This window comes from Micromonospora sp. NPDC049114, assembly GCF_040648635.1.
Lineage (GTDB): Bacteria > Actinomycetota > Actinomycetes > Mycobacteriales > Micromonosporaceae > Micromonospora.
Genome location: NZ_JBEZEA010000013.1, coordinates 75,507 through 101,028, shown reverse-complemented (window position 1 = coordinate 101,028; position 25,522 = coordinate 75,507). Strand labels below are relative to the sequence as shown.

Here is a 25,522-nt window from a genome sequence, read left to right as displayed (position 1 = left end):
CGGGCCCCCGGGTGTACGCCCGGGGGCCCGTCCCTGCGCGGCTGCGCCCGAGCGGCAGGCGATCAGCGGCCGGGCGGCAGGGCGTAGCCCACGTACCCGCGGAACTCCAACCGCCAGCCGGCCGGGACCAGCTTGGCGCAGGCCGGCTGACTGCCGGTGCAGACGATCGCGTCCATCGAGGCCGGGTCGGCCGGCGGCCGCTCGGGCAGGACCGACTGCAACGACACCAGGTCCGGCGAGCCACCGTCCGGCTGGCGCAGCAGCAGCCACCACGGGTACTCCCAGTTGTCGTTCTGCTCCACCAGCCCGATCCGCCGCGCGCCGCTGTCGCGGACCGCTGTCGCGGCCCATTGGAACTCGTCGGCCCACTGTGGCCGGCGCAGGAACCGGGTGTCCCAGTCCGAGGTGGTGAAGACCGAGCCGGAGCCGACGAGCCGGCGCGGGAAGCCGTACGACAGCGCCAGCACCCCGGCCAGCGCCGAGGTGGCCAACACGGCGACGGTCGCCACGGTGGCCACGGACCGCCGCCGTGCCGGCACTGAGGGCTCCGGGTTCGTGTGGCGGCGCAGGAGCGCGTCCAGCCACAGGCCGGCGAGCGGCACGGCGAGGACCAGGGCGTAGAGCAGCAGCCGGTTGCCCCACGGCTGCCACTTGAGCATCGACGTGTGCAGCAGCACGGTGGTCAGCACCACCACGGCGTACGAGCGCAGCGGCCCCACCGGCCCGAGGTCGAGCCGACGCGGGCGGACGAGCGCGACGAGCGTGCCGAGCACCGCGAGTGCCCCGGCGATCGGGAACGCCACCCGGTCCTCGTCCGGGTACCAGGCGGGCACCGGAAAGACCTCCCGACCGAAGGTGATCGCCCGGTCCTGGGGGTCGACACCCAGCACGTCCGCGCCCTCGATGATCGCGTCCGCGCTGGCGCTGCGCAGCGGCGCCAGCGGCGTGTCGAACGCCGTGTGCCCGATCCGCAGGGCGTTGACCAGGATCGACGCCGGATCGTGCCGTTCCATCGGGATCGACTCCCGCAGCCGTGGGGGGCCCAGCGGATTCCCGAACTCGGCGGTCACCCGGGTCAGGAACGGGCCGACCACCAGCGCCGCCACCACCAGGATCAGCGCCGAGCCACCGACGACGCGAACCACCGAACCGATCGACCGAACGCGACCGGCGGCCGGCGCGCGACCGGCGGCCGGCGCGCGACCGGCGGCCGGTGCCCGGTCGGCGGCCGGTGCGCGGTCAGCCAGGGCCAGCCGGAGCTGGGCCAGGCCCCACAGCAGCAGCAGCGGGCCCACCGCGAGCAGGCCACTGGTCTTGGTCACCGCCGTCAACCCGGTGGCCGCGCCCAGGCCGAGCAGCGTGCCCCAACCGGTCCGCCGACGCAGCCCGTCCAGGGCGAGGGTCGCCGCGCACGCCACCCACGCCGCGCAGACCAGGTCGGTCTGCGTACTGGTCGCCTGTAGTACCACCATCGGCGTGGTGGCCAGCACGAATGCGGTGATCAACTGAGCCCGCCGGCCGCCGCCGAGCTGCGCGGTGATCCGCGCGACCACCAGCAGGCAGAGCACCCCGGCGGCCCACTGCACCAGGTTGTGCAGCGCGTCGGAGCCGGTGAGCAGGCGCAGGTGCAGGAGCAGGTACTCCGCGCCGGGTGGGATGGTCACCTGCCGGTGGATGGCGGTGGGCCAGAAGTCCAGGTCACCCTGGGCCACCCAGTGTTCGACCTTGGGCAGGTGGTAGGTCTGCGAGTCGAAGTTGTTCGGCTCGGCCAGCAGCGCGACAAGCAACTCCAGCAGCACCAGCCCGCCGATGCCACCGCCGAGCAGTCGCTCGCCCCGACTCGCCGTACGCCAGATCTCGGCTGCTCTGCGCAGGCCGGCGCGTACCTCACCGGTCCGGACCGGCGTGGCGTCGCGCCCGCCGGACGGGCCACGGTCGGCGAGCGGGACGGACGTCTCCGGGCCCGCGCCGGCGGTCACCGCCGCGCCGACCGGCACCCGCCGGGCCGTCGCGGCCGGCATCTCGGCGGGCACCTCGGCGGGCGGAGTGTCCCGGTGCCAGCGCAGGCCCACCGCCGTCGCGGTGGCGAGCAGGAAGAGCAGCCAGGCGGCGACGAACGCCGGCCGGGTCAGCGCGTGCAGCGCGCCGAGCACCTCGACGACGAGCACCGCGTACGCCCCGGCGACCACTGCCGCGCGCACCACGGCGAGCCGTGACGGCCCCACCGCGTCGGCCCCGCGGGGCTTCGTCGCGACCGTGAGCAGGAGCAACGAGGCGGCGGGGAGCACCGCGAGCAGGGAGCCGGCAGCCGACATGGCCGGAAGTAAACACCATCTGGCTGAATCGTCGCGCCGGTTGTCCGACGGTGGCGGCAACCGTCGGCCTGACCAGTCGGGCTAGGCTATGCCCGACGTGTCGTCGCCCCCGTGGAGATTCCCGTGAAGCTCTCGATCCTCATGCCTGTCTACAACGAGGAAGAACGCATCGCAGACGCCCTCAAGCAGGCGTTGGCGGTTGACTACCCCTGCGAGATCGAGTTGGTCGTTGTCGACGACGGCAGCCGGGACGGCACCGGCGAGGTCCTCGGTCGCGTTGACGACGCCCGCCTGCGGGTCATCACCCACCCGCGCAACGCGGGCAAGGGCGCGGCCATCAAGACGGCGGTGGACAGCGCGGAGGGCGACTTCATGGTCATCCTCGACGCCGACCTCGAGTACGACCCGCAGGACATCCCGAAGCTGCTCGACCCGGTGCTCGACGGGCGGGCCACGGTGGTCTACGGCAATCGCACCTTCGGCAGCCACAGCGCCTACAGCTTCTGGTACGTGATGGGCAACAAGGGCGTCACAATGGCGGCGAACGTGCTGTTCAACTCGTACATCGGCGACCTGGAGACCTGCTTCAAGCTGATGCCGGTGGAGCTCTACCGGTCGCTGGAGGTGCGCTCGCGGGGCTTCGGCATGGAGGCCGAGGTGACCGGCAAGCTGCTGCGCCGCAAGATCCGCCCGTACGAGGTGCCGATCAGCTACCGGGCGCGGGGCCGCGAAGAGGGCAAGAAGATCACCTGGAAGGACGGCGTCGAGGCGATCTGGATCCTCGGTCGCGAGCGCGCTCGCCGCCGTCCCGCCGTGTCATCCGCGCGCTGATCCCAGGAACGCGCCGATCATCCGCCGCAGACCTGCGGCGTCCAGGCCGTGCCAGCGGGCGTGGTCGGCGGCATCGCCGTAGCGCCGCAGATCGGTCCGGCCCACCCCGAGCGTGAGCAGCCGGTGCGGCACGTCCGCCAGGGCGTGCCCGGCGACCGCGCTCGACGTCCCCGCCAGGTACGGCTCGACCAGCACCACGTCCGTCCCGGCCAGCGCCCGCAGCCCGGCCGTGTCGAAGGGCCGGGGGGTGTGGGTGTACGCGACCGTCACGTCCATTCCCTCGGTCGCGTCGAGCGTGGTGTCGAGCATCGGCCCGACGGCAACCACGAGAGGTGCGTCCGGCCCGCCCCGCCGCAGCACCCGTAGTCGGTCGGCGTCCGGATACGCCTCGGCGTTGCGCTGCTCGGTGAGCCGCAGGTAGACCGGATCGTCGCCCGCCGCGGCGTCCCGGAGCAGCGGCGCGACCTCGTCCGGGTGACCGGGCACCCGCACGGTCCAGCTGTCGCCGAGCGAGTCGAACAGCGCCACGTCACCTGGTGACTGGTGCGTGCGGCCCTCCTCTGCGGCGTCGTACGAGGCGCCGATGCTGACCAGCACCGCGCTCACGCCCTGGTGGTCCAGATCCAACTTGATCTGCTCGTACGCCCGGTCGACGAGGAACGTCGCGTACGAGTGCACGATCGGGCGCAGCCCGGTCAGAGCGAGGCCGCCGGCCACGCCGATCATCAGTTGCTCCCGGATGCCGACGTTGAGCACCCGGTCCGGGTGCCGCCGGCCCGCCGGGGCGAACTGGCTGACCGAGATGTCGGCCAGCACGAGGGCGGTGCGAGGGTCCTCGTCGAGCAGGGCAGTGGTGGTGTCGATGAAGGCGGTACGCATGACTGTCATCCCTTGCTCTCGACGCGGGCGACCACCAGGTGCGGCTGTCCCGGCCGGTGCCCGGTCAGCGCCGCGTACAGGGCGGTGTGGTCCCGGCCGTCGACCGTGTCGGCGGTCCACCCGTTGACGGTGAACCGACCGGCGATGCCACCCGCCCAGCCGTGGGTCGCCGACGAGTTGTCCACCACGATCGCGGTGAGGCTGTCCAGACCGGTCGCGCCCGCGTACGCGATGGCCTCGTGGTTGGACCCCTCGTCCAACTCGGCGTCGCCGAGCAGCACGTACACCCGGGGGGCGAGCAGGCCCTGCGCGCGCAGGCCGAGGGCGGTGCCGACGCCCAACCCCAGCCCGTGGCCGAGCGAGCCGGAGCTGATTTCCACGCCTGGCACCAGCACCCGGTCCGGGTGGTGGCCGAGCCGGCTGTCCGGCCCGCCCAGGTCGTCGAGCCAGGCTTCCGGGATGAACCCGTGTGCGGCGAGCACCGCGTAGTACGCGGCCGGCCCGTGCCCCTTGGAGAGCAGGAACCGGTCCCGGTCCGGGTCGTCGACGGTGTCGGGGGTGACCCGCAGCACCCGGTCGTAGAGGACCTGGATCACGTCGATTGTCGAGTGGGCGCTCGGCGCGTGTTTCTCGTCGCCGGTCAACCGCCGGATCAGGCCGGGGAGCCTGGCACTGCTGTCGGTGGTGAGTGTGGTTGCCATGCCACTAGCGTGTGAGTTGAAGTGCACTTCATTTCAAGGACCGTGATGCAGGACTCATTGACCATCGGCGAACTATCCGTCCGCTCCGGCGTGGCGCCGTCGGCGCTGCGCTACTACGAGCGGCTCGGTCTGATCCGCGCCAACCGCACCGGCGGAAACCAGCGCCGCTACGCCCGCACCGAACTGCGGCGGGTCGCCTTCATCCGGATCTCCCAGCAGGTCGGCGTCTCGCTGGACGAGATCCGCGAGGCGTTGGAGTCGCTGCCCGACCGCCGTACGCCCAGCCCGCAGGACTGGGAGCGGCTCTCCGCGAGCTGGCGCGGCCGCCTGGACGAGAGGATCCGGCTGCTCACCAAACTCCGCGACGACCTGGACGGCTGCATCGGCTGCGGCTGCCTGTCCCTGCAACGCTGCACCCTCTACAACCCGGGGGACGCGCTGGCCGGCGAGGGCCCCGGCGCACGCCTCATGCTGCCCCGCGCCTCACCCGACGGTGAGTAGCACCTTGCCGACGTGGTCGCTCGACTCGACCAGCCGGTGCGCCTCGGCAGCCTCGGCCATCGGCAGCCGCCGGTCCACCACCGGGCGGACCGCGCCGGCCTCGACCAACGGCCACACCTCATCGCGTACGCCCCGGACGATCTCCGCCTTCTCGGCCAGCGGTCGGGAGCGCAGCGCGGTCGCCGCGACGCTCGCCCGCTTGGCCAGCAGCGCCCCGAGATCCAGCTCGGCCTTGCGACCACCCTGCATCCCGATCACCACGAGCCGGCCGCCGGTCGCCAGCGCGGCGACGTTCCGGCCCAGGTAGGACGCGCCCACGATGTCGAGGATGACGTCCGCGCCGTGGCCGTCGGTGACCTTGCGGACCTCCTCGACGAAGTCCTGCTCCCGGTAGTCGATCGTGTGCGCTGCGCCCAGCTCGCGCAGGCGGGGGTGCTTGGCCGCGCGGGCGGTCGCCAGGACCGTGGCGCCCAGGGCCGCCGCAAACTGGATCGCGAACGTGCCGATCCCGCTGCCCCCGCCGTGCACCAGCAGCGTGTCACCCGAGCCGAGTCGGCCCACCCTCACCACGTTCGACCAGACCGTGCAGGCCACCTCCGGCAGCGCCGCGGCGTCGACCAGGTCGACGCCGGCCGGCACCGGCAGCAGCTGCCCGGCGGGCACTGCGACACGCTCGGCGTACCCGCCGCCGGCCAGCAGCGCACAGACCTCCTGGCCGACGGCCCAACCGGTCACCTCCGGCCCGATCGCGTCGATCACCCCGGAGCACTCCAACCCGAGGTACGCGGGCGCACCCGGCGGCGGCGGATAGTGCCCCTGCCGTTGCAGCAGGTCGGCGCGGTTCACTCCGCTGGCCCGCACCGCGACGATCACCTCGCCCGGGCCGGGCTCCGGGTCGGGGACCTCGGCCCACACCAGCGCGTCGGGTCCACCGGGCTGCGGAACGGTGATGGCTCGCATGGCCTCAGTCTTACCCGATACGCCCGTGGGCCGCAGACGCACCCCGCGGCGCGCTCCGGTCGTCGTTGCTCGCCCGGGTTCCAGGAAAGCGGGGCATCCATGACGATCTGATGCCCCGCTTTCCTGAAACGCGAGTTGATCACGACGCTGCACGCTGGCGACGCTCGCCCGATGCCCATGAGTGACGCCGGTCCGCGCCACAGTGGACGCAGCGGCGCCCGCCTGACCGGCGCTTCCGGGAGGGACGCCGAGCCGTCCGACGGGTGGCGTGGCAGACTGTTCACGGCCGCGCACCCATGGGTGGCGGTCCAGGAGGGTTCGCCTAGTGGCCGATGGCGCTGGTCTTGAAAACCGGTAAGGCAGCGATGTCTTCGTGGGTTCGAATCCCACACCCTCCGCACAATGCCGTGGGCGTCACGTCACTGGCAGGTAGGTGGCGATCCAGTCCCTCAGTCGCTTCAACACCAGGGGATGAACGTCGACCATCTCGATCCGTTCCGCGACCACTGCTGAGTCGACGAGCCCGGCCCGGATCAGCGCGTCGGCGAAGGCGTGGTCCTTCTCCCGGCCAGCTACCAGCTTCGACACCACGCAGTCGTGCGGTTCGAGAGTGTAGCCGCGCCCCGGGTGGGTGCTCTGGGACTCCACCAGAATCAGCCGGTCCCGCCACCCATCGGGCAGCCTCGCGGTCGATACGCTGACGCCTTGGGCGTAGTAGCCGTTCGTCTCGTGGAACAGCGAGAGTTCGCCGATGGCGCCGTCGACCTGGTCAGCCTTCCGGGCGTCAGGGTCGTCGAAGAACGCCACGTCGACCTCCATCGAGGCGGTGGCTTCCAGCGGAAGTCTGCTCTCCGGGATCGCCCCCAGCACCGACTGGCTGCCGATGACGAGGACGTCAGGATCTCCGACGATCTGGCACGCGGATCGCAGGACATGCTCGAGTTGCTCGCGTCTCACGCCGCTCGCTCCCAGCCACTGCGGCTGAAGGATTCAAGCACCTTCCTGCGCTGTGGCTGTGACAGGACCCCAGCGAATGGCGAGTTCTGTCGTAGCTCCACAGCTTCCGGATCATCCGAGGTCAGCGCCTTGAGGACCGCGTTCACACCCTCGTCGATCTTGTCTTGCCAACGCTTCAGCCACACCTCGGTCATGGTTCCTCGGTGCTGCCGAAGGAGTCGGTCCAGATTTTCTCTGGCCTTGCCCAGTACCGCGTCCGGGTCGGTGACCAAACTGCCCGCTATCGCCTGGTGCAGCCACAGCGACTTGAGCTGATCACGGTTCAGTTCCGGCTTCGGCCGCAGCAGCGCCTCAACCTGGTCCCGCTTGATCCTCCGATGCGCGCCGACCTTCACGAACGGCAGTTCTCCACGCTCGCACAGGTTGACCACCTGCTGGCGCGAAGAGCCAAGCAGCTTGGCAACCTGACCGGTGGTCAGAAGGTCCTCACCCGTCGTCACCATGATTGGAGAATGCGCTACAAACGCTAAAAACACAACTCGCTTCGCGGCTACGTATCCTCGGGCTCGTCCCGTCGGTTCTGGCGGATCGTCTCGTCGGCCAGCCGCTCGACCGCGCGTCGGCGCTCCTCGGCGAGCGCCTGCTCGTCCGGCTTGCGCAGCGCGGTGACGACGGCGACCAGGAAGTCGCGCCAGATCCCTAGCAAGTATTCCCCCCGTGGAAAGTTGCGGGCTGCCAACCATAGCCTCCGGCCGGTGCCGCCGGACAACCGACGCATCTGGTCGTTGGTCGGGCCGGAACGGGGTATGAAGGGCAGGTATCTGCCCAGACCGGAAGGACGCCGTCCCGATGACCCTCGAACGACCGATCGCCCCGGACCCGTACGAGCTGCTGCCGACCGTGCCCTCGTTCACGCTGACGAGCGACGACGTGCAGAACGGCGAGCCGATGGACGCCCGGCACGCCCACGGCAGCACCGGTGGTGAGAACGTCTCCCCGCAGCTGACCTGGTCGGACTTCCCCGCCGAGACCAAGAGCTTCACCGTGACCTGCTACGACCCCGACGCCCCGACCGGCAGCGGCTTCTGGCACTGGGTGCTGGTGAACGTGCCGGTCAACGTCACGCAGCTGCCCAGCGGCGCGGGCGGCGCGGCGGGCACCGACCTCGGCGGGGCCTTCTCGGTCCGCAACGATTACGGCGAGCAGGGGTACGGCGGGGCGGCCCCGCCGCCCGGTGACCGCCCGCACCGGTACGTCTTCGCGGTGCACGCCCTGGACGTCGACCGCCTGGACCTCACCCCGGACGCGAGCCCGGCCTACGTCGGCTTCAACCTGACGTTCCACACCCTGGCGAGGGCGGTCATCCGCCCGACGTACCAGATCAAGGAGTGAGCCGTACCCCGCGATCTTGCACTGTCCGTGCACGGTCGAGTGCAAGATCGCGGGGCGGGGTGGGTCAGGCGGGGACGCGGGCCACCGCGAAGACGGACTGGCCGAACGGGGGTCGGACGACCTGCTCGGCGGCCTTCGTGGCGGGGAGGACGAGGGTGTCGTACACCTTGACCATCGGCCCCTCCTTCGGCATCAGCCGGAAGACCTTGGTGGCCATGAAGTAGCCGATCAACCCGAGTGCGTTGGCGTAGTGGATCTTCTCCACCGTCAGGCCGGCCTCGGTCATGGCCGTGCCGAGCGTCTTCTTGGTGTACCGGCGGACGTGGCCGGTGGCGATGTCCGCCGGGCTCATGGCGAACTGGAACGCCGGCACGATGATGATCACCGCGCCGCCGGGGCGGACCAGGTCGCGCATGCTGCGCAGCGCGCCCACGTGGTCCTCGATGTGCTCCAGGACGTTGTACGAGACCGCGGCGCTGTAGTCCCCCCGGTCGCTGTGCGGGAGCAGCATCTGCCGGACGTCGATGCCGGGCTGTTCGGCGAGGCGCTCCTTGAGCTGCACCAGCCGGTCGGGATCGGCCTCGGTGGCGGTGAACCGGGGCAGCCGCTGCGACCATTCCAGCGCGTAGTCACCGAGGCCGCTGCCGATCTCGATCGGGTCGTCACCGAGGTACGGCACCGCCAGCTCGACGAACCAGCGGCGGTGGTTGACGGCCGTTGCCAGGCCCTCCAGCACCTCGGACTGGACGCGCTGATCCCCAGTGATTTCTGCCATGCGTCGATTCCTCACGATATGAACTCGACCCGTGCCTGGACCGACAGAGTGAATCATCCGCTTGGATGGCAGAAGAATCGGGGGAGCGGTTGGCCGAATTGCGGTCGGGGGGTGGGCACGTGATCGGCGGTCGGCGAACCCGGCACATAGTACGGCAGTACCCCGAAACATGTCACGGTGCCGCCATACGCTGACTACCCTATGAATTGTCATGACTACTCCCGAACCGGACGCGCCCGGCGACGGCCCGGCCACCGCGTCGCCGGTGGAGGAGGCCGGCGGCGGCGATCGCTTGCGCCGCAACGGGAAGTGGACCGATCTGGCCGCCGTGCTGAGCTTCGTGGTGCTCGCCTTCTGGGTCACCGGCCGTCTCTGGTGGGATCCGGGAAGTGGCGTGCGGGACAACCGCTCCGACCAGCAACAGTTCGAATGGATGATGGCGCACGGTGCGCGAGTGGTCACGCATTTCGCGTACCCGTTCCATTCCGATCAGATGAACGTGCCGGACGGCGTCAACCTCATGGCAAATACGTCCGTATTATCCATTTCATTGCCAATGACACCGATCACCCTGCTGTTCGGGCCACGTGCGGCATTCCTGCTCTTTCTCACCCTCGGGATGGTCGCCACCGCCACCGCCTGGTACTTCCTGCTCTCCCGCGTCCTGATCGGTGCCCGGGGGCCGGCCTGGCTGGGCGCGGGCTTCTGCGCGTTCGCGCCGGCCATGGTGTCGCACGCCAACGGGCACCCGAACATCGTGTCGCAGTTCGTCGTCCCACTGATCATCTGGCGTACGCTGCGGCTCGCCGACCCCGGCCGCTGGCTGCGCAACGGGCTGCTGCTCGCGCTGGTGATCGTCTGGCAGGCGTTTCTCAACCTGGAGATCCTGCTGATGACCGCGATCGGGCTCGGCGTGATCGTCGGCGCGCTTGCCATCGGCCGCCCCGCACTGCGGTCACGGGCCCGGTCCTTCCTCGCGGGCCTGGCCGTCGCCGCAGTGGTCGCGGGTCTGCTGCTGGCGTACCCGCTGTATGTGCAGTTCTTCGGACCCGGCGCCTACTCCGGGCTGTCCAGCCTGATCCGCGGCTACTCCAGCGACCTGGCCTCGTTCGTCGCGTACTCCCGGGAATCGCTGGCCGGCAGCCCGCGCACCGCCGCCGGGCTGGCCAAGAACCCGACCGAGGAGAACAGCTTCTTCGGCTGGTCGCTGCTCGTGCTGGTGGTCGCCCTCATCTGGTGGCTGCGGCGCTCGGTGGTCGTGCTCGCGCTGGCCGGGCTCGGGCTGCTCTTCACGGTGCTCTCACTCGGGCGGGAGATCCGTTTCGCCGGTCACGGCACCGGCGTGCCGGGGCCCTGGGCCGCGCTGGAGAACCTGCCGATCCTGCACTCGGTGGTGCCGACCCGGTGGGCGCTGGCGATCACCCCGATCGTCGGGGTGCTGCTCGCCTACGGCGCCGAACGCGCCCGCGAACTGGCCCGTACGCGCCCGGCCGCCCGCCCGCAGATCCGCTTCGCCACCGCGACCGTGCTGACGATGGCCCTGCTGCCGATCCTGCCCACCCCGCTGCCCGTGGTCCAGCTGGACCCGGTCCCCACCTTCGTGACCAGCGGGGCTTGGCGGCCGTACGTGGCTGGTGGGCGCAGTGTGGTGACCCTGCCGCTGCCGGACACCAACTACGCCGAGCCGCTGCGCTGGTCCGCCGCGACCCGACTGGACATGCCGCTGGCCCGGGGCTACTTCCTCGGACCGGACACCCGCCCGAGCGCGGAGCCGCCGAAGGTCGCGCTGTTCACCGCGCCACCCCGGCCCACCAGCAGTTTCTTCGCCACCATCCGACGGACCGGCGCGGTGCCGCCGATCACCCCGCAGAGTCGGGTCAACGCGGTCGACGACCTGCGCTACTGGCGGGCCGGCGTGGTGATCCTCGGGCCGCACGAGCACGAGCTGGAACTGCGGCGTGGAATGACCGAGCTGACCGGGATCCAACCGGTCTTCACCGGCGGCGTCTGGGTGTGGGACGTCCGGCCGCTGACCGACTGAGCGGGGGTCGGACGCGCCGGGATCAGCCTTGTCGGACGCGCGGGATCAGCCCTGGCGGACGCAGCAGCCCTGGCAGACCTTCGGGCTGGGCAGCGTGAAGGCCAGGCAGCAGGTGCGTCGCTGCACGCTCGGCTCACCGGTCGGGCCGGGCACCAGCTCGACCAGGTCCGCCAGGTCGAGCGCGCCGAGCAGGGTGTCGATGCTCTGCACCGTCGAGCCCGGCAGGGCGTCCGCGGCCCGGAGGATGCCGTGCGCGATGCCGGAGGCGACCGAGCCGAGCAGCGTCCGGGTGCCCACCCGCACCTCCGCCTGGATCGCCGCGATCAGCGGCGCCAGGTGGGCGTCGAGCAGGGAGGCGCGCAGCTCGGCGAGCAATTCGGCCTCGCCGGCGACGACGCGTACCTCCGGCAGGCCGGAGAGCGCCAGCGGGTCGTTCGGCAGCACGGCCACTGTGGTGCCGTGGCGCAGGCCCAGTGTGAGCAGGGGCCTGTGGTCCTCGAAGTGGATCAGCACGTCGGACGGGTCGAGCAGTGGCACCCGGCGGGCCGAGGCCCAGCCGAGCACGACCGGCAGGGACGTCCAGTAGCTGTACGACTTCCAGGCCAGCGCGGCGCAGGCGTGTGGGGTACCGCCCCAGCGGACGCTTGCCGCGTGCAGCAGCTCCGGCAGGCGGGTGCCGTCGATCAGGGTGGTGGCGGGCGCCCAACCGAACTCGTCGTCGACAAGCAGGCCGCGGGCGAGACCGGGAAGGTCGTCGGTGCCGAACATGGCCCGCAGCGCCGCGGTGACGGGGGCGAGCGGCGTGGCGGTCACGTCCCGCCTCGGCATCACCGCTGTCACCGTGTCATCCCCCGTCCGCGTGACCGGGGAGCATGCCCCGGCGGACGACCAGCGCCGTCCTGAGCTAAGGCTAGCCTAACCACGCCTGGCGGCCTAAGGGAAGCCTTGCCTCGGTCGGATCGGGAGGCCCGGGTCACTCCGGCTCCCGGCGGGAGCAGCACTCCGCGCCCCGGCGTACTACCCGCACCCGGCCTCCGAAAACGCCGCCGCAGGATCGATCACCGTCGGTGGATTGTCAAGCGTTGTGTCGACAAGGTGGCAGATGCGTGTGCGCTTCGCCACGGAACGTGAAACTGATACTCCCGGCCACGAGGAAGCCGATGACGACGTCACCCCTCGAACGGGCTGCCGACTCCTTCGCGGCCGAGCTCGCCCGCCAGCGCGCCGGGCGGGGCCTGTCCAAGAAGCAGCTGGCCATCCTGATGGGGTTCGACCCGTCCTACGTCAGCCACGTCGAGGGCCGCCGACACCGCCCGACCGAGGACTTCGCCCGCCGCGCCGAGGCCGTCCTGGAGGCCAGCGGCGCGATCTGGCAGCGCTTCCGGGAGTACGACGACCTCCGGCACGCCCGCTCCGGCCAACCGCACCGCGAGCCCCCGCTGCCCGGTCAGTGGCTGCCTCCCGGCACCGGCCTCGTCGTCGAACGGGAACTGGCCACCCTCACCCACACCGACGACGCCTACCGGTGCGTCATCCGCCGCGAGCTCTACAACGCCGGCACCGAACCGGTCACCCGCTACCTCGTCCGCGTCGCGGTGGACCGCTACCCGAACGACCCCGGTCGCTCCAACCGGCACCACCGGGAACACCCGCTCACCTTCGCCGAGCTGCAACTACAGGCCCGGCGGGACGACGACGCCGGCGACCCGGAGCCGATGCACTGGCGGGCGAAACACGACCGGGACGCGTTCAAGGAGATCTGGCTGCTCTTCGAGAACGGCGAGCGGCGCTTCCCCCTCTACCCCGGTGACCGGGCCATCATCGAGTACGCGTACAGCGTCGGGCACGAGAAGTGGGGCCCCTGGTTCCAGCGGGCCGTCCGGCTGCCGACCCGGCACCTCGCCGTACGCCTGGACCTGCCGGCGGCCCTCGACCCGCAGGTCTGGGGCGTGGAGACCTCGCTCTCCGCGGAGGAGGGCCCGCTGCGGACGGCGCCGCAGCGTCGCGACGAGGGCGACCGGGCGATCTACGACTGGCAGACCGACGCCCCGCCGCTCAACGCCCGCTACCGGATGCAGTGGCGCTTCCGGGCCCGGCCGGACAGCGACCCGGACGTCGGCCCCGGCGGCACCCGGGTCCGCCCCAGCGAGCGGATGCGCGGGATCGGCATCGTCCAGCGCGGGGCCGACCTCCTCCGACAGCAGGTCCGGCAATTCGACCTGCCCGGCGACGAACAGGTGGCCAGGGACGTCGTGGACCGACTCACCATGGCCCTGTCCCGGCTCGACGAGCTGCACCCGTTCAGCAAGGGAGTGGGCATCGCCGCACCGCAACTCGGCATCGGCCGTGCCGCCGCAGTGGTCCGACCCCCCGACCGGTCGGCGGAACCGGTGGTCCTGCTCAACCCCCGGGTGGTGGACGCCGACCCGGAGACCGACGAGCAGTACGAGGGGTGCCTCTCCTTCTTCGACCATCGCGGTCTGGTGCCCCGACCGCTGCGACTCGACGTGGAACACGCCCAGTGGGACGGCAGCCGGATCATCACGTCGTTCGAGTTCGGCATGGCCCGGCTCGTCGCGCACGAGATCGACCACCTGGAAGGGCGGCTCTACGTCGACCGAATGGCGCCCGGCGTGCCGCTGGTGCCGGTGGAGGAATACCGGGAGACCGGCCAACCCTGGCGCTACTGACCAGGGCGGGGGCCGGGGCGCGTGCCCCAGGGGGCAGGGGCACGCGCCCCGGTGTGGGGGGAGGAACGTCTAGAGATCGCCGAACGTGTCGTAGCGGATGTTCGGCGGCGGCACCTCGTCGGCGGCCAGCACCCGCAGTGTCGACCGAACCATCTGCGCCGACCCGGAGACGTAGCAGTCGTGCGTCGTCCACGGGCCGTACCGGGCCACCACGTCCGGGATGTCGCCCAACTCGCCGTCGAAGTCGGGATCGTCGCTGCACGCCGCCGTGACCGACAACCACGGGTGCGCGGCCACCAACTCCTGCAGGCCGGCCAGCGCGTACAGGTCCGTCGCGTGCCGGGCGCCGTAGAAGACGTGCACCCAGCGCGTCCGGTTGTAGCTGGCCAACTCCTCGACCAGCGCCTTGACCGGCGCCAGCCCGACGCCACCGGCAACGCAGAGGATGTCCCGCTCGGAGGAGCGGTCCAGGGTCATCGACCCCATCGGCGCCGCCAGGCGCAGCAGGTGCCCCGGCTGTACGCGGCGCACCAGCGCCCCGGACACCCAACCCGCGCCGGGACTCCGCACGTGGAACTCCAGCACGTTGTCGTCGTTCGGGGCGTTCGCCACCGAGTAGTTCCGCCACACCCTCGGGTGGAAGCGGGGCAGCTCCAGGCTGACGTACTGGCCCGCCCGCCAGGACAGCGGATGTTGCAGGGCCCGGCAGGTCAGCACGGCGATGTCCGGGCCGTGCCGCTCGTGGGTCAGCACCTCGGCGTGCCAGAACGGCGGGTTGTCGTCGTCGGCCGCCCCGGCCGTCATCTTCGCCGCGATCGCCGCGTACGCGTCCCGCCACGCCTGGTCGTACTCCAGATTCCAGCCGTCGCCAGCGGTGCTGCGCAGCGCGTCCAGCAGCGCGACGCCCATCGTCGCGTAGTGCGTGTCGTCGACGTGGTACTTGCGGTGGTCCCGGCCCAGCGCACGCAGGAACTCGTCGAAGCTCTCCGGGTCGTCCACGGTGTGGATCGCCGTGATGATCGCTTCCAGCAGGCGGTCACCCTGGCCGTTCATCTGCACCGGGAAGAGCTGCCGCAGGGTGGGGTCGAGCAGGAACAGCCGGGCGTAGAAGTGCGCGCTCAGCCGCTCCCGGTCCTCCTCGACGAGGGTCCAGCTCTCCTTCAGCAACCGTGCGACGTTGTCCACCGGTGTTCCTTCTCCAGACGGCAGCGGATCGGGCGCTCATAGAATCTCCACGGAGCGTGCTCACCGGTCGCACAGAATGTGCGATCGGTTCACGCCGGCCGATCGGCCGTGCCCCCGGTGCCGTCCGTCGGGCAGAGTGGTGCGGTGACCGTTGAGCTGACCCGCCCGGTGTCCCGCCGAGTACTGGGGACCGAGACGCTGCTGGTCCTCGGCCTCTCCCTCGGCCAGTCCGCGGTCTACGCGGTGGTCTCGATCATCGCGAAGCTGACCGCCGAGGGGCCGCTCTCCAAGCAGACCGCCGCACTGAACACCTCGGCGTCGGCCCGACCCTGGCTCGACCTGACGTACCAGCTCCTCGGCATCGTCTTCGCGCTGCTGCCCGTGCTGCTCGCCGTACACCTGCTCAGCCGCGACCCCGGCGACCCGGCGCGGACCCTCGGCCTGGACGCGCGGCGGCCCGGCCAGGACCTGGCCCGGGGTGCCGGCCTGGCCGCGCTTATCGGCCTGCCCGGCCTGGCGCTGTTCTGGGCGGCGGCACAGCTCGGCATCAACGCCACGCTGGTGCCGGCGGCCCTGCCGCACGTCTGGTGGGCGGTTCCGGTGCTGATCCTCTCCGCAGTGCAGAACGCCGTGCTGGAGGAGGTGATCGTGGTCGGCTATCTGGTCACCCGGCTGCGCCAACTCCAGTGGCGGCTCGCCGCGATCGTCGCCGCCAGCGCGCTGCTGCGCGGCAGCTACCACCTCTACCAGGGCTTCGGCGCGTTCGTCGGCAACGCGATCATGGGCGTGATCTTCAGCCTGTTCTACCTGCGTACCCGCCGGGTGCTACCGCTGATCATCGCGCACACAGTGCTCGACGTGGTCGCCTTCGTCGGCTACGCGCTGCTGCCCCGCGACTGGTTCAGCTGGCTCTGACGCGGCCGGTAGGCAGCGATCGCGCGGGCAGCGAGCCGATCGGTCGCCGCCGCGTCGCCCAATGTGGCGGCGACCACCGCCGCGCCCGGCAACAGCCGGGACGCCAACCGCAGCGCAACCCACCCTCCGGCCTGCGCGGTGAGCGGTGCGGCGAGTCGCCACGCCGCCTCCGCCGCCCTCGGCCACGTCCCCTCCACCGGCTCGTGCGCCGCCCGCGCACCGGCCAACGCCGCCTCGGCGCTCGCCGCGTCCGGATGCACCTGGGTCAACACCAGCAGCTCGGCCGCCCGGTCGGGATGCGCCGGGTCCCGGCCGTACGCCGCCGCCAGGTGCAGCACCAGGTTCGACTGGGTCCAGAGCACCGAGCCCAACTCCGCCAGCGGCGCGAAGAGCCCCGCCAGCGCGGACGCCGCCCCACCCGCGCCCGCCGCCCAGACGTACCGCCGGGTCGCCAGCCGGGCCACGCCGTCCGCCGGAGCGTCCGGATAGCGGGCCCGCAGCCGCTCGGCCCACTCGGCGGCGCCCGGACCAAGCGCCCGCACCGCCTCCAGAGCCAGCAGCTCCGGTGCGAAGCCCGGGTGGTCGCGCAGGCGGGCGATCACCGCCCGCAGGTCCGATTCCGGGGTACGCCCCGACGCCGGCACCGCCATCGACGGCCCCGTCGCCGGGGCGGTGGTGATCATCGGCGGCGACTGCTCGGCCGGGGGTGCTGCCTTCTTCGAGACGGCGGTCTTGCGAGGGGCGGCCGCGCGCTTGGCCTGTGCGGCGGCGCTCTTGGCCGGTGTGGGGGTGCTCTTGGCCGGTGCGGCGGCGCTCTTGGCCGGTGTGGCGGTGCTCTTGGCCGGTGTGGCGGTGCTCTTGGCCGGTGTGGCGGTGCTCTTGGCCGGTGTGGCGGTGCGTCTGGTCGGGGTGGTCGTCGGGGCGGGGGTGGCCGGGGGCGGTGTCGTGGCAGTCACATCGCCGGCCGGCGCCTTCCTGCGGGTGCTCGCCGGACGCGCGGAGGTGGCGCGCGGCGTCCGCTTCGACGGGTTCGCCGGCTGCTGCGGGCCGGCCCCAGGCGCCGGCCCGTCCTCCTGCGCCGCGCCGGACGCCTCGTCCGGCCGGCGCGTCTCGTCCGGCCGGCGCGTCGCGGCCGGCTTGGTGGGCTCGGCCGGTTCGCCCGGTGCGGGCGGTGTCACCGGCTGCGGTGGACGTGTCGGCCCGGTCGGTGTTGTCACCTCGGCCGGCGGAACCGGCTCGCTGCTGCCCGGCTGTCGAGGCAGGACCCGCTCCGGCTCCGGTGGCTGGAAAAGCACCGCCGGGGCGGGTCGGGGCCGTCGAGGACGCTGCCCAGGTGGCGCGGGAGCCGCCGCCGGCCCGGACGTCGGCTCGGTCTTCTCCGCCGTCTGCTCGGCGGCTGCGGGCGGCGTAAAAGTGGCCCGCGGAGAGCGCCTGCGCACTCGGTCAGCAGGCTCTTGGCGGGTCGGCTCGCTGGGCGGCTGCTGCTCCTGCATATCGATGGAGCGTAGTCCCGATCACACCGTCGCACAGGGAGGCGGCACAGGCGGCGGGGAGCGCTGGCGGTCGTACACCGGAAGTCGTTTTGCTCCCGGTGGGTGGCGACCTGTATCCTCGGGCGCGGTGGTCTGCGGATCACCAGGGAGACTTCGCCTAGTCTGGTCTATGGCGCCGCACTGCTAATGCGGTTGGGGTCTTAAAGCCCCTCCCGGGTTCGAATCCCGGAGTCTCCGCGCGAAAGCCGGGTGTGTACACTGGCTGAGCACGAGCGCCCGTAGCTCAATGGATAGAGCATCTGACTACGGATCAGAAGGTTAGGGGTTCGAGTCCCTTCGGGCGCACAAGATCAAACAGCGTCTGACCTGCGGAAACGCGGTCAGGCGTTTTTTGTTGATCGTCCCGGTTGGACAGTGGGTGTCGCGTGGGTGTCATGTGGGCGCCGTCACTTTCCGTAGTCATGCTTGGGTTGCATGTGTGTTGACCTGCTCTTCCGTGGTGGGGTCACTCGTGCTTGACGGGTAGTGCGCTTGTTTTTCGGGCGGGGTGTGGGGCGGCTGCTCTGGCCCGTCTTCCTGATCTTTTCGCGGGTGCGGCGGGCTGCGGCGAGAACGAGTCGGGCAGTGGCTTCGGCGCTCCTACGCTGGGCATATGGCAGGACGCTGGTGTAGGTGTCGGCGGTGGTGACGATGCTTGCGTGGCCGAGCTGATCTTGCACGGTTTTGAGGTCGGCACCGGCTTCGTGGGCGAGGGACGCGGCGCCGTGGCGGAGGTCGTGCAGACGGATCGGTGGGATGTCGGCTCGTTTGACGAGTCGGCTGAAGTGCCGGGTGGCGTACTGGGGGTGCAGGGGCCTGCCGTCGGGGCGGATGAACACGTAGCCGCTGTCGTAACAGGCTCTGCCTGCCACCTCGCGGGCGGCCTGTTGCTGACGCTGGCGGCGCTGGTGCTCGCGGAGCACGGCCACGGTGTGTTTGTCGAGAGCGACGGCGCGCGTGCTGGCGGCTGTTTTGGGTTCCCCTTCGATGACGTGGTAGCCGACGGTGGTGCGGCTGCGGAAGATGAACAGCACGCCGTGGTCGAGGTCGATGTCGGACCAGCGCAGGCCGCATGCTTCACCGCGACGTAGGCCGCGCAGGGCGATGAGCCACCACATGGCGAAGAACCGGTCGGTGGTGACCGCGTCGAGGAACGCGGCGAGATGAGGCGCGGTCCAGACGGCGACCGCTGGCCGTTGGCCGGTTGCCTGCCATTCCGCGACACGTGCGGGTGTCCACACCTGGGCGTGTGGCTTGCGGTAGGACGGGAGTTCGAGGTGCCGGATCGGGTTGGCGTCGAGGAGGCCCTCCCGGACAGCGAGGTTGAGTGCCGCGCGAAGAGTGGTCCGCAGATGCTGCAGGCATGAGGGCGACTGTGGCTGGCCGCGTCCGTTGGTGGTCTGTGCGATGTCGTTGAAGCCGCTGCGGATTCGGCGGATGTTGAGGTCGGCCAGGGTGATCCTGCCCATGTGCGGGATGAGGAACTGGTCGACGTCTCGTGTGTACTGGGCCCTGGTGGTGTCCTTAATCTTGGTGCGGGTGGACAGCCAATATCGCAGCCACGTTCCAGGGTCCATCCCTGCGCGGTGCGTGCCTCGCCGGTCTGGCTCAGCCATTCGTTGCGCGCCTGGGTGGCGGTGGCCTTGGATCGGAAGCCGCCCCGGCGGGCCCGTGTCGGCCTGCCGAACGCGTCGGTCGCGGAGCAGGCGAAGTACCACGTGCCGTGTCCGCGTTCTGGCAGGCGTGCGCAGTTGCTTTCCAGGCGCTTCTTCGTTGCATTGTGCCGGCAGCCGCACCGTTTGTAGATGGTTCCCGACCCAGTCATGGATGCTCCCTATTCCGTGCGTAAGGGAAGTTTGTGAGGACTGGTCACATTCTCTGCTGGGTCGCCGGGGGGTCGACGGACTGCGAGTCCGTTGCGTCGGTTGGTCTCGATTCAGCGCTGGAGAGTCCGCCAGGCTTCTCGTCGGCGTGGTGGGTCAGGGCTGTCGACGTTGTGGTGAGGCTGTCGCGTCGGGCGAGGCGATGGTGCCCTGCGGGTGACGCCGGGGTCGCGCGGTTGTCGGCCGCGCTGCCGATGTCCGGCGCTGGGGTGGTGGCGCGGGTGAGCATGCCGGTGGCGGCGAGGGCGCAGCATGCGGCGAGGGCGGCGAGTCGCGGTGTCCAGCCGGTGGTGGTGTGCAGGAGGGGTGCCGCGGCTTTGGCGATGGTGACGGGGGCGGTGGGTCGGCCGGCGATGGTGGCGTAGGCGGTGGTGCCGTACCGGTCGCTGAGCAGGGCGGGGGTGGCGAGGCTGGTGATGCCGAAGCCGAGTCCGAACCCGACGACGGTGATGGCCGCGCCGGCGCGGGTGCCGGCGAGCAGCGGCATGGCGAGCGCGCGGCGGCCTGGATGGCGAAGACCAAGGCGACGATGGTGGTGACGCGCAGGTATCGGCGGGCGGCGGTGAGCACGAGTCGGCCGGTGATGGACAGGACGCCGAGCAGTCCGGTCAGGGTGGCGGGGTGGCCGCGGCTGGTGAGGTAGCCGATGAGATGCACCGTCATGGTGCTGGTGGCCGCGCCGTGGCCGATCAGGGTGGCGGCGAGGATCCAGAAGCGGGTGTCGCGCATCGCGGTCTGGGCGACGGCGCGTCGTTGGGCGTGCCCGGACCGCTCGGTGCCGGCCAGTGCCGTGGTCGTCACCGTTCGGGGCCGGCGGATGGTGAGGGCGTGCAGCGGCACGGTGACCGCGCCGTGAATGGCGGCGAGGACGAGCAGCGCGCCGCGCCAGCCGAGGTGGGCGGCCAGCCGGCATTCAAGACCGCGTACGCGCTGCGGTCTCAGTTCCTGCGCGCGGGCAAGCGGGCAATTTCGTTCGCCGGTGACGTGTTCTCCACCGTCGTGGCTGCGGACCGCCCCACCGGCGAGAAGCCACGTCTGAGCGCTGCCCAACTCCGCGCCGTCCTGCGAACTTTGATCCTGCAGGAGTTGACCGACCGCGGCAACGCGGATCCCCGAGGCCTGGACGAGATTAAGTTCGTCACCGGCTCGGCGCCGACGTCCTGAGCTGACAGCCTCGCGTGCCTGGTGGTCGGTTGGAGACTGCCCGCGGACTGTGCCAGGCGGATACCACTTGGAAGCCGCCACTGCGTGCGCCAAGGCGCCTGGCGGCGGACGGGTTCGACAGTGTCGGAGGCTAGGCGGATCATCGGGATGGCGGCCAACGGGCCGCGGTGGGAAGGGCGCAATGGTCGGCGACAACAGGTGGGATGACGAGCCGTGGCGGTGCTGGGTCGACGAGATGATCGACTCGGATCCGAGCATCCTCGACGAGATCCAACAGTGGTGGGATACGACCTCGCCGGTGCCGATGGTCGGCAGCCGGCACCACACCGTCCCGCGCCGCTATCTCGAACGCTTCTCCGCCTCCGGCCAAATCCGTGTCCGCGATCGGGTCACGGGACGGGCGAGCCTGCGCAACATCAAGGACGTTGGCGCGATCCGCGACTTCTACACCTTCATCAACCTCGACGGTGAGCGCGACGGTCGGCTTGAACGGATCCTTGGCGTGATCGAGGACGGGGCGACCGCGGTCATCGACCGCATTCTCGACCCCTTCCGGGCACCGCGACCGCTCACGCCGGAGGAGTCACTGCATCTGAGCATCTTCATCGGCTTTCAGCTGCTGCGCACGCCCCGACACCGTCGTGAGGTCGAGTTGATGGGCGACTACCTCATTCGCTCGTCGCGGCCGGATATCCGCGGGATCACCGAGGTGCGGGTGGTTCCGGACCCGAACCTGCACCTCGAATACCTGGCCAAGAACGCTCCCAAGGTCGCCGAGGTGTTCTTCGGCCGCCCGGCGACGCTCGTGACGATCGACCAACCGCTGTTCATCACCTGCGATGAGCCGGTGATCCTGCGTACCCGCGGCGACGTCAGCCACGTCCAGCACCTGCCGAGCTGCGCTAAGGCACAGCGGCGTCGGAAGAAGGACGCGCGCAAGCCCAGCAGAAGCCGCGCTCGCAACGCCGACATCGTCCACGTGTACCCCAGCCGGCCGGGTGTGGCCCAGGCCCACGAGGTAGCCCTGCCGCTCACACCACGAGCGTTGCTCGTCATCGGCCCGCCCGGCGTCGCCGACGTCGCACCACACCGCTCGTTAGGCGGTGAAGCGGCTGTCGCCCTCGCGAACGACGTGAACTCCCGGCTCCTCACCCACGCCTACCAATGGGTCGCTGCTCACCCCGCCCACCCCACGTTCACCGACATGGAACTTTCCGAACCCGGGCCCATCGTCCACTCCTGCGACGGCGGCACGACCTTCGCCCGGGAGCTGCAACAGCCACCCGCACCTCGACAACCCGAGCTGTTGGGCCGCCGCGGTCGTTAAGGGTAGCCACGACTTCCAAGCTACGGATCACCGTCGAAGACGAAGACCACGTGGGCTGACCGGCCTGAATCCGGCGCACCATGGACCACGGCAGGGCATTGACCGCATGTACATATCTAGCGCTCGAACCCCGCGGCCGGCACTAATTAGCACAGCCTCGACCTGAAAACGGCCCGCCCACCGCAGGCGCCACGCGCTGGGTCACGACACGCGGCGGACCTCTTCCGGCCCGAACCGGGCAACGAAGAGCCGGCCGAGGTCCTGCCAGTCCTGGACAGAAGCCCGTTCATCAGCGTGAAGCTCAAGACACTTGTCAACGGTCCAGGCCTCGTAGGTGACATACGGCTCCCACCACCGCCCGCTACGCCACGCCGCACGGGTGCCCTGGCGCCCTTCGGACTTGTTCAGGCCGATCCAGAACAGATTCCCCGGATCGATCCGGGAGCCAGCGATACTCGGGAAGCGTGTCGCCGGTGCCCACCCGCGCCAGGCGTGGTTGAACGCGAGCTCCAGATTCAGTTTGGCGCTGGACAGCGCTTCCACGCCCTGCGCGAGCACACCCAGCGCCATCCCCTCGACCACGTGCTTGACCTGCTGGTCCTTCGTCGGCATGCGCCGATGCTACGACGAGCCGTCAAAGCCACCCTTCCCGAAGGTCCGCAGCTCACCACGCCCTGCTCGTCGAGCACGATGATGATCGATAACGACGCGCCGTTCAATCGGTCGTTAGCGGGACGAGCGGCGACGGTGTGAACTCCCGAATGACCCTGCCGCCGACGCACGTCTGGCTGGCCACACCGATCCGACCGCTCACTGCGCAGACGAACAGAGCGCCACCGTGAAGAAGGTGCCACGAGGCAACCTCTACGTGCCAGCCGCGACGTCGACCGCGAGGGCGACGAGGGCCGTGAACGCCTGCAGGACGCTGAAGGCCAACGCCCACAACGCGATCCGGGCTTCGACCGTCATGCGCCTGCCAGGCGTCTCGACCGCCGCCGGCGACGTGACCTGGTGAACAACGGGCGCCGGGGACGTCGGCAGGGACGCGAAGGACGGCGGCACGATGTGCAGCCGGTAGAACCACGGATCCAGCCAGCTCGCCGCACCCATGTGACGAATCCACGCCACCGTCTTCTGCCGCTTGTGTTGCCGGCAGCCAACGAGGACCTTGCCGTCCCTCGCGCACGGCTTCCTGGTGCTCTTGGTCAGGACAAGGCACTTGGCGTTGATCCTGAAGCCGAAGTAGTAGCAGACGTACAGCAAGCCGACTGACGAGAAGAACAGGAAGCAGACGACGTTCTCCCAGAACGTGGGCTGCGCGGCGGGCCCCGGATTCGCTGCCACGAGAAGCACGACAGTGCAATCTACAGCAGGCGACCAACCAGCCTCGGATTGTGACCGCGCTGACCGGCGGTCGGAGACATCTGCCAGCCGACGTTCAGCGCGATCGCCGTACGTTATGCCGCGACGACCGTCGACGGATCCCGGGCGGCAGGCGACGGCCGTGCCCGCCTGTCGCCATGCCGCCCGGAATTGCACCGATACACGAGTCAGCGGGACTTCTGCGGCCGTCCGGGCCGCCGCCTGCCTGCCGAGGACAAAAGCTTGGTGCCTCCTGTGGCCGAGGACGGCTTCCACCGAGGTCGACGGGCAGGTGCCGCCACCGAACGCGCCTCGGCGGGGTGTTCCTGCGGTGGCTTCGGGTGGTGGCTGAGCTGACGCCGGATCTCCTCGCCAGGTTTGGCAGCGTCAAGGACCAGACGCGCGGTGGCTTCCGCGGCCTCGCGCTGAGACTCGGGCAGGATGCTGGTGTAGATGTCGGCGGTCAGTTGGATGGTGGCGTGCCCGAGCTGGTCCTGCACCGCTTTGAGGTCGGCCCCGGCTTCCCGCGCCAGGGTCGCCGCGCCGTGGCGCAGGTCGTGCAACCGGATCGGCGGCAGCCCAGCCCGGTCAACCAGCAGCCGCAGCCGCTGGGTGAAGTAGCCCGGGTGGATCGGCATCCCGTCGGGGCCGGTGAACACGTAACCGCTGTCATGCCACCTTTTCCCGGCCGTGGCCCGCAGGTCACGCTGTTGGATTTGCCGCTCGCGGTGCTGACGCAACACCCGCACCGTGTGCTGGTCCAAGGCCACGCTGCGGCGGCTGGTCGCGGACTTAGGCGGCCCCTCGTGAACGTCGTAGCCGGCGGTGGTGCGCTGCCGCACCACCGACAACTGACCCGAGTGCAGGTCGACCTCGCTCCACCGCAGGCCGGCGGCCTCACCGCGGCGCAGACCCCGCAAGGCGATCAGCCACCACAGGGCGAACAAGCCGTCGTCGCGGACGTAATCCAAGAAGGCGGCCAGCTGTGTGGGTGTCCACACCGCGACGGTGGGCCGCTCACCGGTGGCCCTCCACTCGGCGACGCGAGCCTCGGTCCACACATGGGCCTGGGGACGGGGACGCGCAGGTAGCTCCAGGTGCCGAGCCGGATTGCTGACGAGCAGGCCCTCGCGCACGGCGCCGGTCAGCGCCGCCCGCAGCGTCGTGTGGATGTGCTGCAAGGTGCACGGGGTCTGCAGTTGCCCGGACCGATTGCGGGTGGCCGCGATTTGCCCGAACGCTGCGGCGACCTGCCGTGAACTCAGGTCACCGAGGATCAGCTGGCCGATGTGCGGGATCAGGAACCGCTCGACGTCGTGGGTGTAGTGCGTTCGCGTTGTCGGCCGGATCCGGGTCCTGTCGACAGCCAGTACCGCAACCAGCGGGTGACCGTCCAGGACCGGCCGGCCTGCTCCTCCCGGGACAATGCCAGCAACTCGTCGCGCGCCGTGCGCGCCGCCGCCTCCGACGCATAGCCACCCCGGCGGATCCGCTCGGTCTGCCCGAGTAGGTTGCGGATTGAGCAGTGGAAGTACCAGCTGCCGTGAGCGCGCTGCGTCAGCTGCGGACAGGACGCGCCGCGCCGCCGGCCCGTCTCCGGGTCGACACACCGGCACCGCTTCACGACGACGCCCTGGCTGTTCATGATCTCTCCCTTGCTCTGGTCAGGGCTCATCGTCGCGAAACCGCAGGGAGCGACTGAGGGCTTCAACCCGAAATATTCGGCATCCGTCGAGTAAGAATGGAATGAGGTGAAACGTGGCTAACGCCGATGACGGTCGGGGGCCACGCCATTTGGTTGATGTCGAGAGAGCCAAGTTGAGGCAGCCGGCGCGATGGCGTAAGCCGATCATCGATCACCGCGAACCAATCTTAGAACGGTTGTACGACTTGGCTCGACGCCGGAAGGTTTTCGACGGATCGTTCTGGCAAAGTCCGGGTCGCGGCCGTAGCGCGTGGCCGCTCGTTGCCGATACTCGATGAGAGCCAATCGCGGCCGATGCACAACTGATGGCCTGCCTGAACAGCACGCCGGACTCCCAGCGTCAGTGCTCTAAGCCCGCTGTTGTCTGCGGTGGCGACCCGGCCGGGGTGGGCCGCGGATGCCCGCTG

Annotated in this window: 25 protein-coding genes and 3 tRNA genes; 11 read left to right on the top strand and 17 right to left on the bottom strand. The window is 70.5% G+C overall.

The window, feature by feature from the left end:
• Positions 1 to 62: 62 nt before the first annotated feature.
• On the bottom strand, positions 63 to 2,315 hold the full coding sequence (locus tag AB0B39_RS27805; protein ID WP_357575788.1) for a glycosyltransferase family 39 protein: 2,253 nt from the start codon (positions 2,313 to 2,315) through the stop codon (positions 63 to 65).
• A 123-nt stretch (positions 2,316 to 2,438) separates the two neighbouring features.
• On the opposite strand from AB0B39_RS27805, the gene AB0B39_RS27800 reads away from it, so the two are divergent.
• Entirely contained in the window at positions 2,439 to 3,146 is a 708-nt protein-coding gene (locus tag AB0B39_RS27800) for a glycosyltransferase family 2 protein (RefSeq protein ID WP_234582594.1), read from the top strand.
• On the opposite strand, the gene AB0B39_RS27795 is transcribed toward AB0B39_RS27800, so the two are convergent.
• Both AB0B39_RS27795 and AB0B39_RS27790 read right to left on the bottom strand, forming a co-directional pair.
• Complete coding sequence (locus AB0B39_RS27795; protein WP_357575787.1) at positions 3,132 to 4,025, bottom strand: transketolase; 894 nt, start codon at positions 4,023 to 4,025, stop codon at positions 3,132 to 3,134. The two genes, AB0B39_RS27800 and AB0B39_RS27795, sit on opposite strands and share 15 nt — an antisense overlap.
• Before the next feature lie 5 nt (positions 4,026 to 4,030).
• Positions 4,031 to 4,726: a transketolase gene (locus tag AB0B39_RS27790; RefSeq protein ID WP_357575786.1), complete on the bottom strand. Its 696-nt coding sequence runs from the start codon at positions 4,724 to 4,726 to the stop codon at positions 4,031 to 4,033.
• Between the two features lie 45 nt (positions 4,727 to 4,771).
• Here AB0B39_RS27790 and soxR point away from each other — a divergent pair, with 45 nt between their 5' ends.
• Positions 4,772 to 5,227, top strand: coding sequence for a redox-sensitive transcriptional activator SoxR (gene soxR / locus AB0B39_RS27785; RefSeq protein WP_357575785.1), 456 nt, complete (start codon positions 4,772 to 4,774; stop codon positions 5,225 to 5,227).
• Here soxR and AB0B39_RS27780 read toward each other — a convergent pair.
• Positions 5,210 to 6,187, bottom strand: a complete 978-nt coding sequence (locus tag AB0B39_RS27780) for an NAD(P)H-quinone oxidoreductase (RefSeq protein WP_357575784.1) — start codon at positions 6,185 to 6,187, stop codon at positions 5,210 to 5,212. The two genes, soxR and AB0B39_RS27780, sit on opposite strands and share 18 nt — an antisense overlap.
• Positions 6,188 to 6,498: 311 nt before the next feature.
• Between AB0B39_RS27780 and AB0B39_RS27775 the strand changes: the two genes are divergently transcribed.
• Positions 6,499 to 6,585, top strand: a tRNA-Ser gene (locus AB0B39_RS27775).
• Positions 6,586 to 6,601: 16 nt separating this feature from the next.
• Here the strand turns inward: AB0B39_RS27775 and AB0B39_RS27770 are convergent.
• The 3 genes from AB0B39_RS27770 to AB0B39_RS27760 are packed head-to-tail and all read right to left on the bottom strand — an operon-like array spanning position 6,602 to position 7,850.
• Positions 6,602 to 7,144, bottom strand: coding sequence for a DUF6036 family nucleotidyltransferase (locus tag AB0B39_RS27770; RefSeq protein ID WP_357575783.1), 543 nt, complete (start codon positions 7,142 to 7,144; stop codon positions 6,602 to 6,604).
• Positions 7,141 to 7,647 (bottom strand): helix-turn-helix domain-containing protein, encoded by a 507-nt coding sequence (locus AB0B39_RS27765; RefSeq protein ID WP_357575782.1) that lies wholly within the window; start codon positions 7,645 to 7,647, stop codon positions 7,141 to 7,143. The genes AB0B39_RS27770 and AB0B39_RS27765 overlap by 4 nt, the downstream gene beginning before the upstream one ends.
• 47 nt (positions 7,648 to 7,694) lie before the next feature.
• Positions 7,695 to 7,850, bottom strand: a complete 156-nt coding sequence (locus AB0B39_RS27760; RefSeq protein WP_357575781.1) for a hypothetical protein — start codon at positions 7,848 to 7,850, stop codon at positions 7,695 to 7,697.
• Between the two features lie 143 nt (positions 7,851 to 7,993).
• Between AB0B39_RS27760 and AB0B39_RS27755 the strand changes: the two genes are divergently transcribed.
• On the top strand, positions 7,994 to 8,536 hold the full coding sequence (locus AB0B39_RS27755) for a YbhB/YbcL family Raf kinase inhibitor-like protein (RefSeq protein WP_234582588.1): 543 nt from the start codon (positions 7,994 to 7,996) through the stop codon (positions 8,534 to 8,536).
• Between the two features lie 64 nt (positions 8,537 to 8,600).
• Here the strand turns inward: AB0B39_RS27755 and AB0B39_RS27750 are convergent, their stop codons facing one another.
• A complete protein-coding gene (locus tag AB0B39_RS27750) occupies positions 8,601 to 9,311 on the bottom strand; it encodes a class I SAM-dependent methyltransferase (protein WP_357491892.1) in 711 nt (236 codons plus the stop codon).
• Positions 9,312 to 9,522: 211 nt separating this feature from the next.
• Here AB0B39_RS27750 and AB0B39_RS27745 point away from each other — a divergent pair, with 211 nt between their 5' ends.
• Complete coding sequence (locus AB0B39_RS27745) at positions 9,523 to 11,352, top strand: hypothetical protein (protein ID WP_357575780.1); 1,830 nt, start codon at positions 9,523 to 9,525, stop codon at positions 11,350 to 11,352.
• A gap of 45 nt (positions 11,353 to 11,397) precedes the next feature.
• On the opposite strand, the gene AB0B39_RS27740 is transcribed toward AB0B39_RS27745, so the two are convergent.
• Entirely contained in the window at positions 11,398 to 12,180 is a 783-nt protein-coding gene (locus AB0B39_RS27740) for an IucA/IucC family C-terminal-domain containing protein (RefSeq protein WP_357575779.1), read from the bottom strand.
• 332 nt (positions 12,181 to 12,512) lie between these two features.
• On the opposite strand from AB0B39_RS27740, the gene AB0B39_RS27735 reads away from it, so the two are divergent.
• Entirely contained in the window at positions 12,513 to 14,042 is a 1,530-nt protein-coding gene (locus tag AB0B39_RS27735) for a peptide deformylase (RefSeq protein ID WP_357575778.1), read from the top strand.
• Positions 14,043 to 14,111: 69 nt separating this feature from the next.
• Here the strand turns inward: AB0B39_RS27735 and AB0B39_RS27730 are convergent, their stop codons facing one another.
• Entirely contained in the window at positions 14,112 to 15,227 is a 1,116-nt protein-coding gene (locus AB0B39_RS27730; RefSeq protein ID WP_357575777.1) for a globin domain-containing protein, read from the bottom strand.
• Positions 15,228 to 15,371: 144 nt separating this feature from the next.
• On the opposite strand from AB0B39_RS27730, the gene AB0B39_RS27725 reads away from it, so the two are divergent.
• Positions 15,372 to 16,142 carry a CPBP family intramembrane glutamic endopeptidase gene (locus AB0B39_RS27725; RefSeq protein ID WP_234582583.1) on the top strand — a complete coding sequence of 257 codons (771 nt, stop codon included), beginning with the start codon at positions 15,372 to 15,374 and terminating at the stop codon, positions 16,140 to 16,142.
• Here AB0B39_RS27725 and AB0B39_RS27720 read toward each other — a convergent pair.
• Positions 16,103 to 17,320, bottom strand: a complete 1,218-nt coding sequence (locus AB0B39_RS27720; RefSeq protein ID WP_357491900.1) for a hypothetical protein — start codon at positions 17,318 to 17,320, stop codon at positions 16,103 to 16,105. The genes AB0B39_RS27725 and AB0B39_RS27720 overlap by 40 nt on opposite strands.
• A 461-nt stretch (positions 17,321 to 17,781) precedes the next feature.
• Here AB0B39_RS27720 and AB0B39_RS27715 point away from each other — a divergent pair.
• Positions 17,782 to 17,872: transfer RNA gene (locus tag AB0B39_RS27715), tRNA-Ser, on the top strand.
• A gap of 35 nt (positions 17,873 to 17,907) precedes the next feature.
• Positions 17,908 to 17,980: transfer RNA gene (locus AB0B39_RS27710), tRNA-Arg, on the top strand.
• 101 nt (positions 17,981 to 18,081) lie between these two features.
• On the opposite strand, the gene AB0B39_RS27705 is transcribed toward AB0B39_RS27710, so the two are convergent.
• Positions 18,082 to 19,251 carry a tyrosine-type recombinase/integrase gene (locus tag AB0B39_RS27705; RefSeq protein ID WP_357491902.1) on the bottom strand — a complete coding sequence of 390 codons (1,170 nt, stop codon included), beginning with the start codon at positions 19,249 to 19,251 and terminating at the stop codon, positions 18,082 to 18,084.
• Between the two features lie 292 nt (positions 19,252 to 19,543).
• The gene (locus AB0B39_RS27700; RefSeq protein ID WP_357491904.1) at positions 19,544 to 20,044 is read right to left on the bottom strand and encodes a hypothetical protein; all 501 of its coding nucleotides are present in this window, start codon (positions 20,042 to 20,044) and stop codon (positions 19,544 to 19,546) included.
• 134 nt (positions 20,045 to 20,178) lie between these two features.
• Here AB0B39_RS27700 and AB0B39_RS27695 point away from each other — a divergent pair, with 134 nt between their 5' ends.
• Together AB0B39_RS27695 and AB0B39_RS27690 are read left to right on the top strand one after the other, a co-directional pair.
• Positions 20,179 to 20,721: a hypothetical protein gene (locus tag AB0B39_RS27695; RefSeq protein ID WP_357491906.1), complete on the top strand. Its 543-nt coding sequence runs from the start codon at positions 20,179 to 20,181 to the stop codon at positions 20,719 to 20,721.
• 304 nt (positions 20,722 to 21,025) lie between these two features.
• On the top strand, positions 21,026 to 22,048 hold the full coding sequence (locus tag AB0B39_RS27690) for a DUF4238 domain-containing protein (RefSeq protein WP_357492103.1): 1,023 nt from the start codon (positions 21,026 to 21,028) through the stop codon (positions 22,046 to 22,048).
• Positions 22,049 to 22,249: 201 nt separating this feature from the next.
• Here AB0B39_RS27690 and AB0B39_RS27685 read toward each other — a convergent pair whose 3' ends face one another.
• The 4 genes from AB0B39_RS27685 to AB0B39_RS27670 all read right to left on the bottom strand — a co-directional run bounded on the left by AB0B39_RS27685 (position 22,250) and on the right by AB0B39_RS27670 (position 25,055).
• On the bottom strand, positions 22,250 to 22,660 hold the full coding sequence (locus tag AB0B39_RS27685) for a hypothetical protein (RefSeq protein ID WP_357491908.1): 411 nt from the start codon (positions 22,658 to 22,660) through the stop codon (positions 22,250 to 22,252).
• A 252-nt stretch (positions 22,661 to 22,912) separates the two neighbouring features.
• Entirely contained in the window at positions 22,913 to 23,401 is a 489-nt protein-coding gene (locus AB0B39_RS27680; protein ID WP_357491910.1) for a hypothetical protein, read from the bottom strand.
• 197 nt (positions 23,402 to 23,598) lie between these two features.
• Positions 23,599 to 24,546 (bottom strand): site-specific integrase, encoded by a 948-nt coding sequence (locus tag AB0B39_RS27675; RefSeq protein WP_357491912.1) that lies wholly within the window; start codon positions 24,544 to 24,546, stop codon positions 23,599 to 23,601.
• 161 nt (positions 24,547 to 24,707) lie between these two features.
• On the bottom strand, positions 24,708 to 25,055 hold the full coding sequence (locus AB0B39_RS27670) for a hypothetical protein (RefSeq protein ID WP_357491914.1): 348 nt from the start codon (positions 25,053 to 25,055) through the stop codon (positions 24,708 to 24,710).
• Between the last annotated feature and the right edge of the window lie 467 nt (positions 25,056 to 25,522).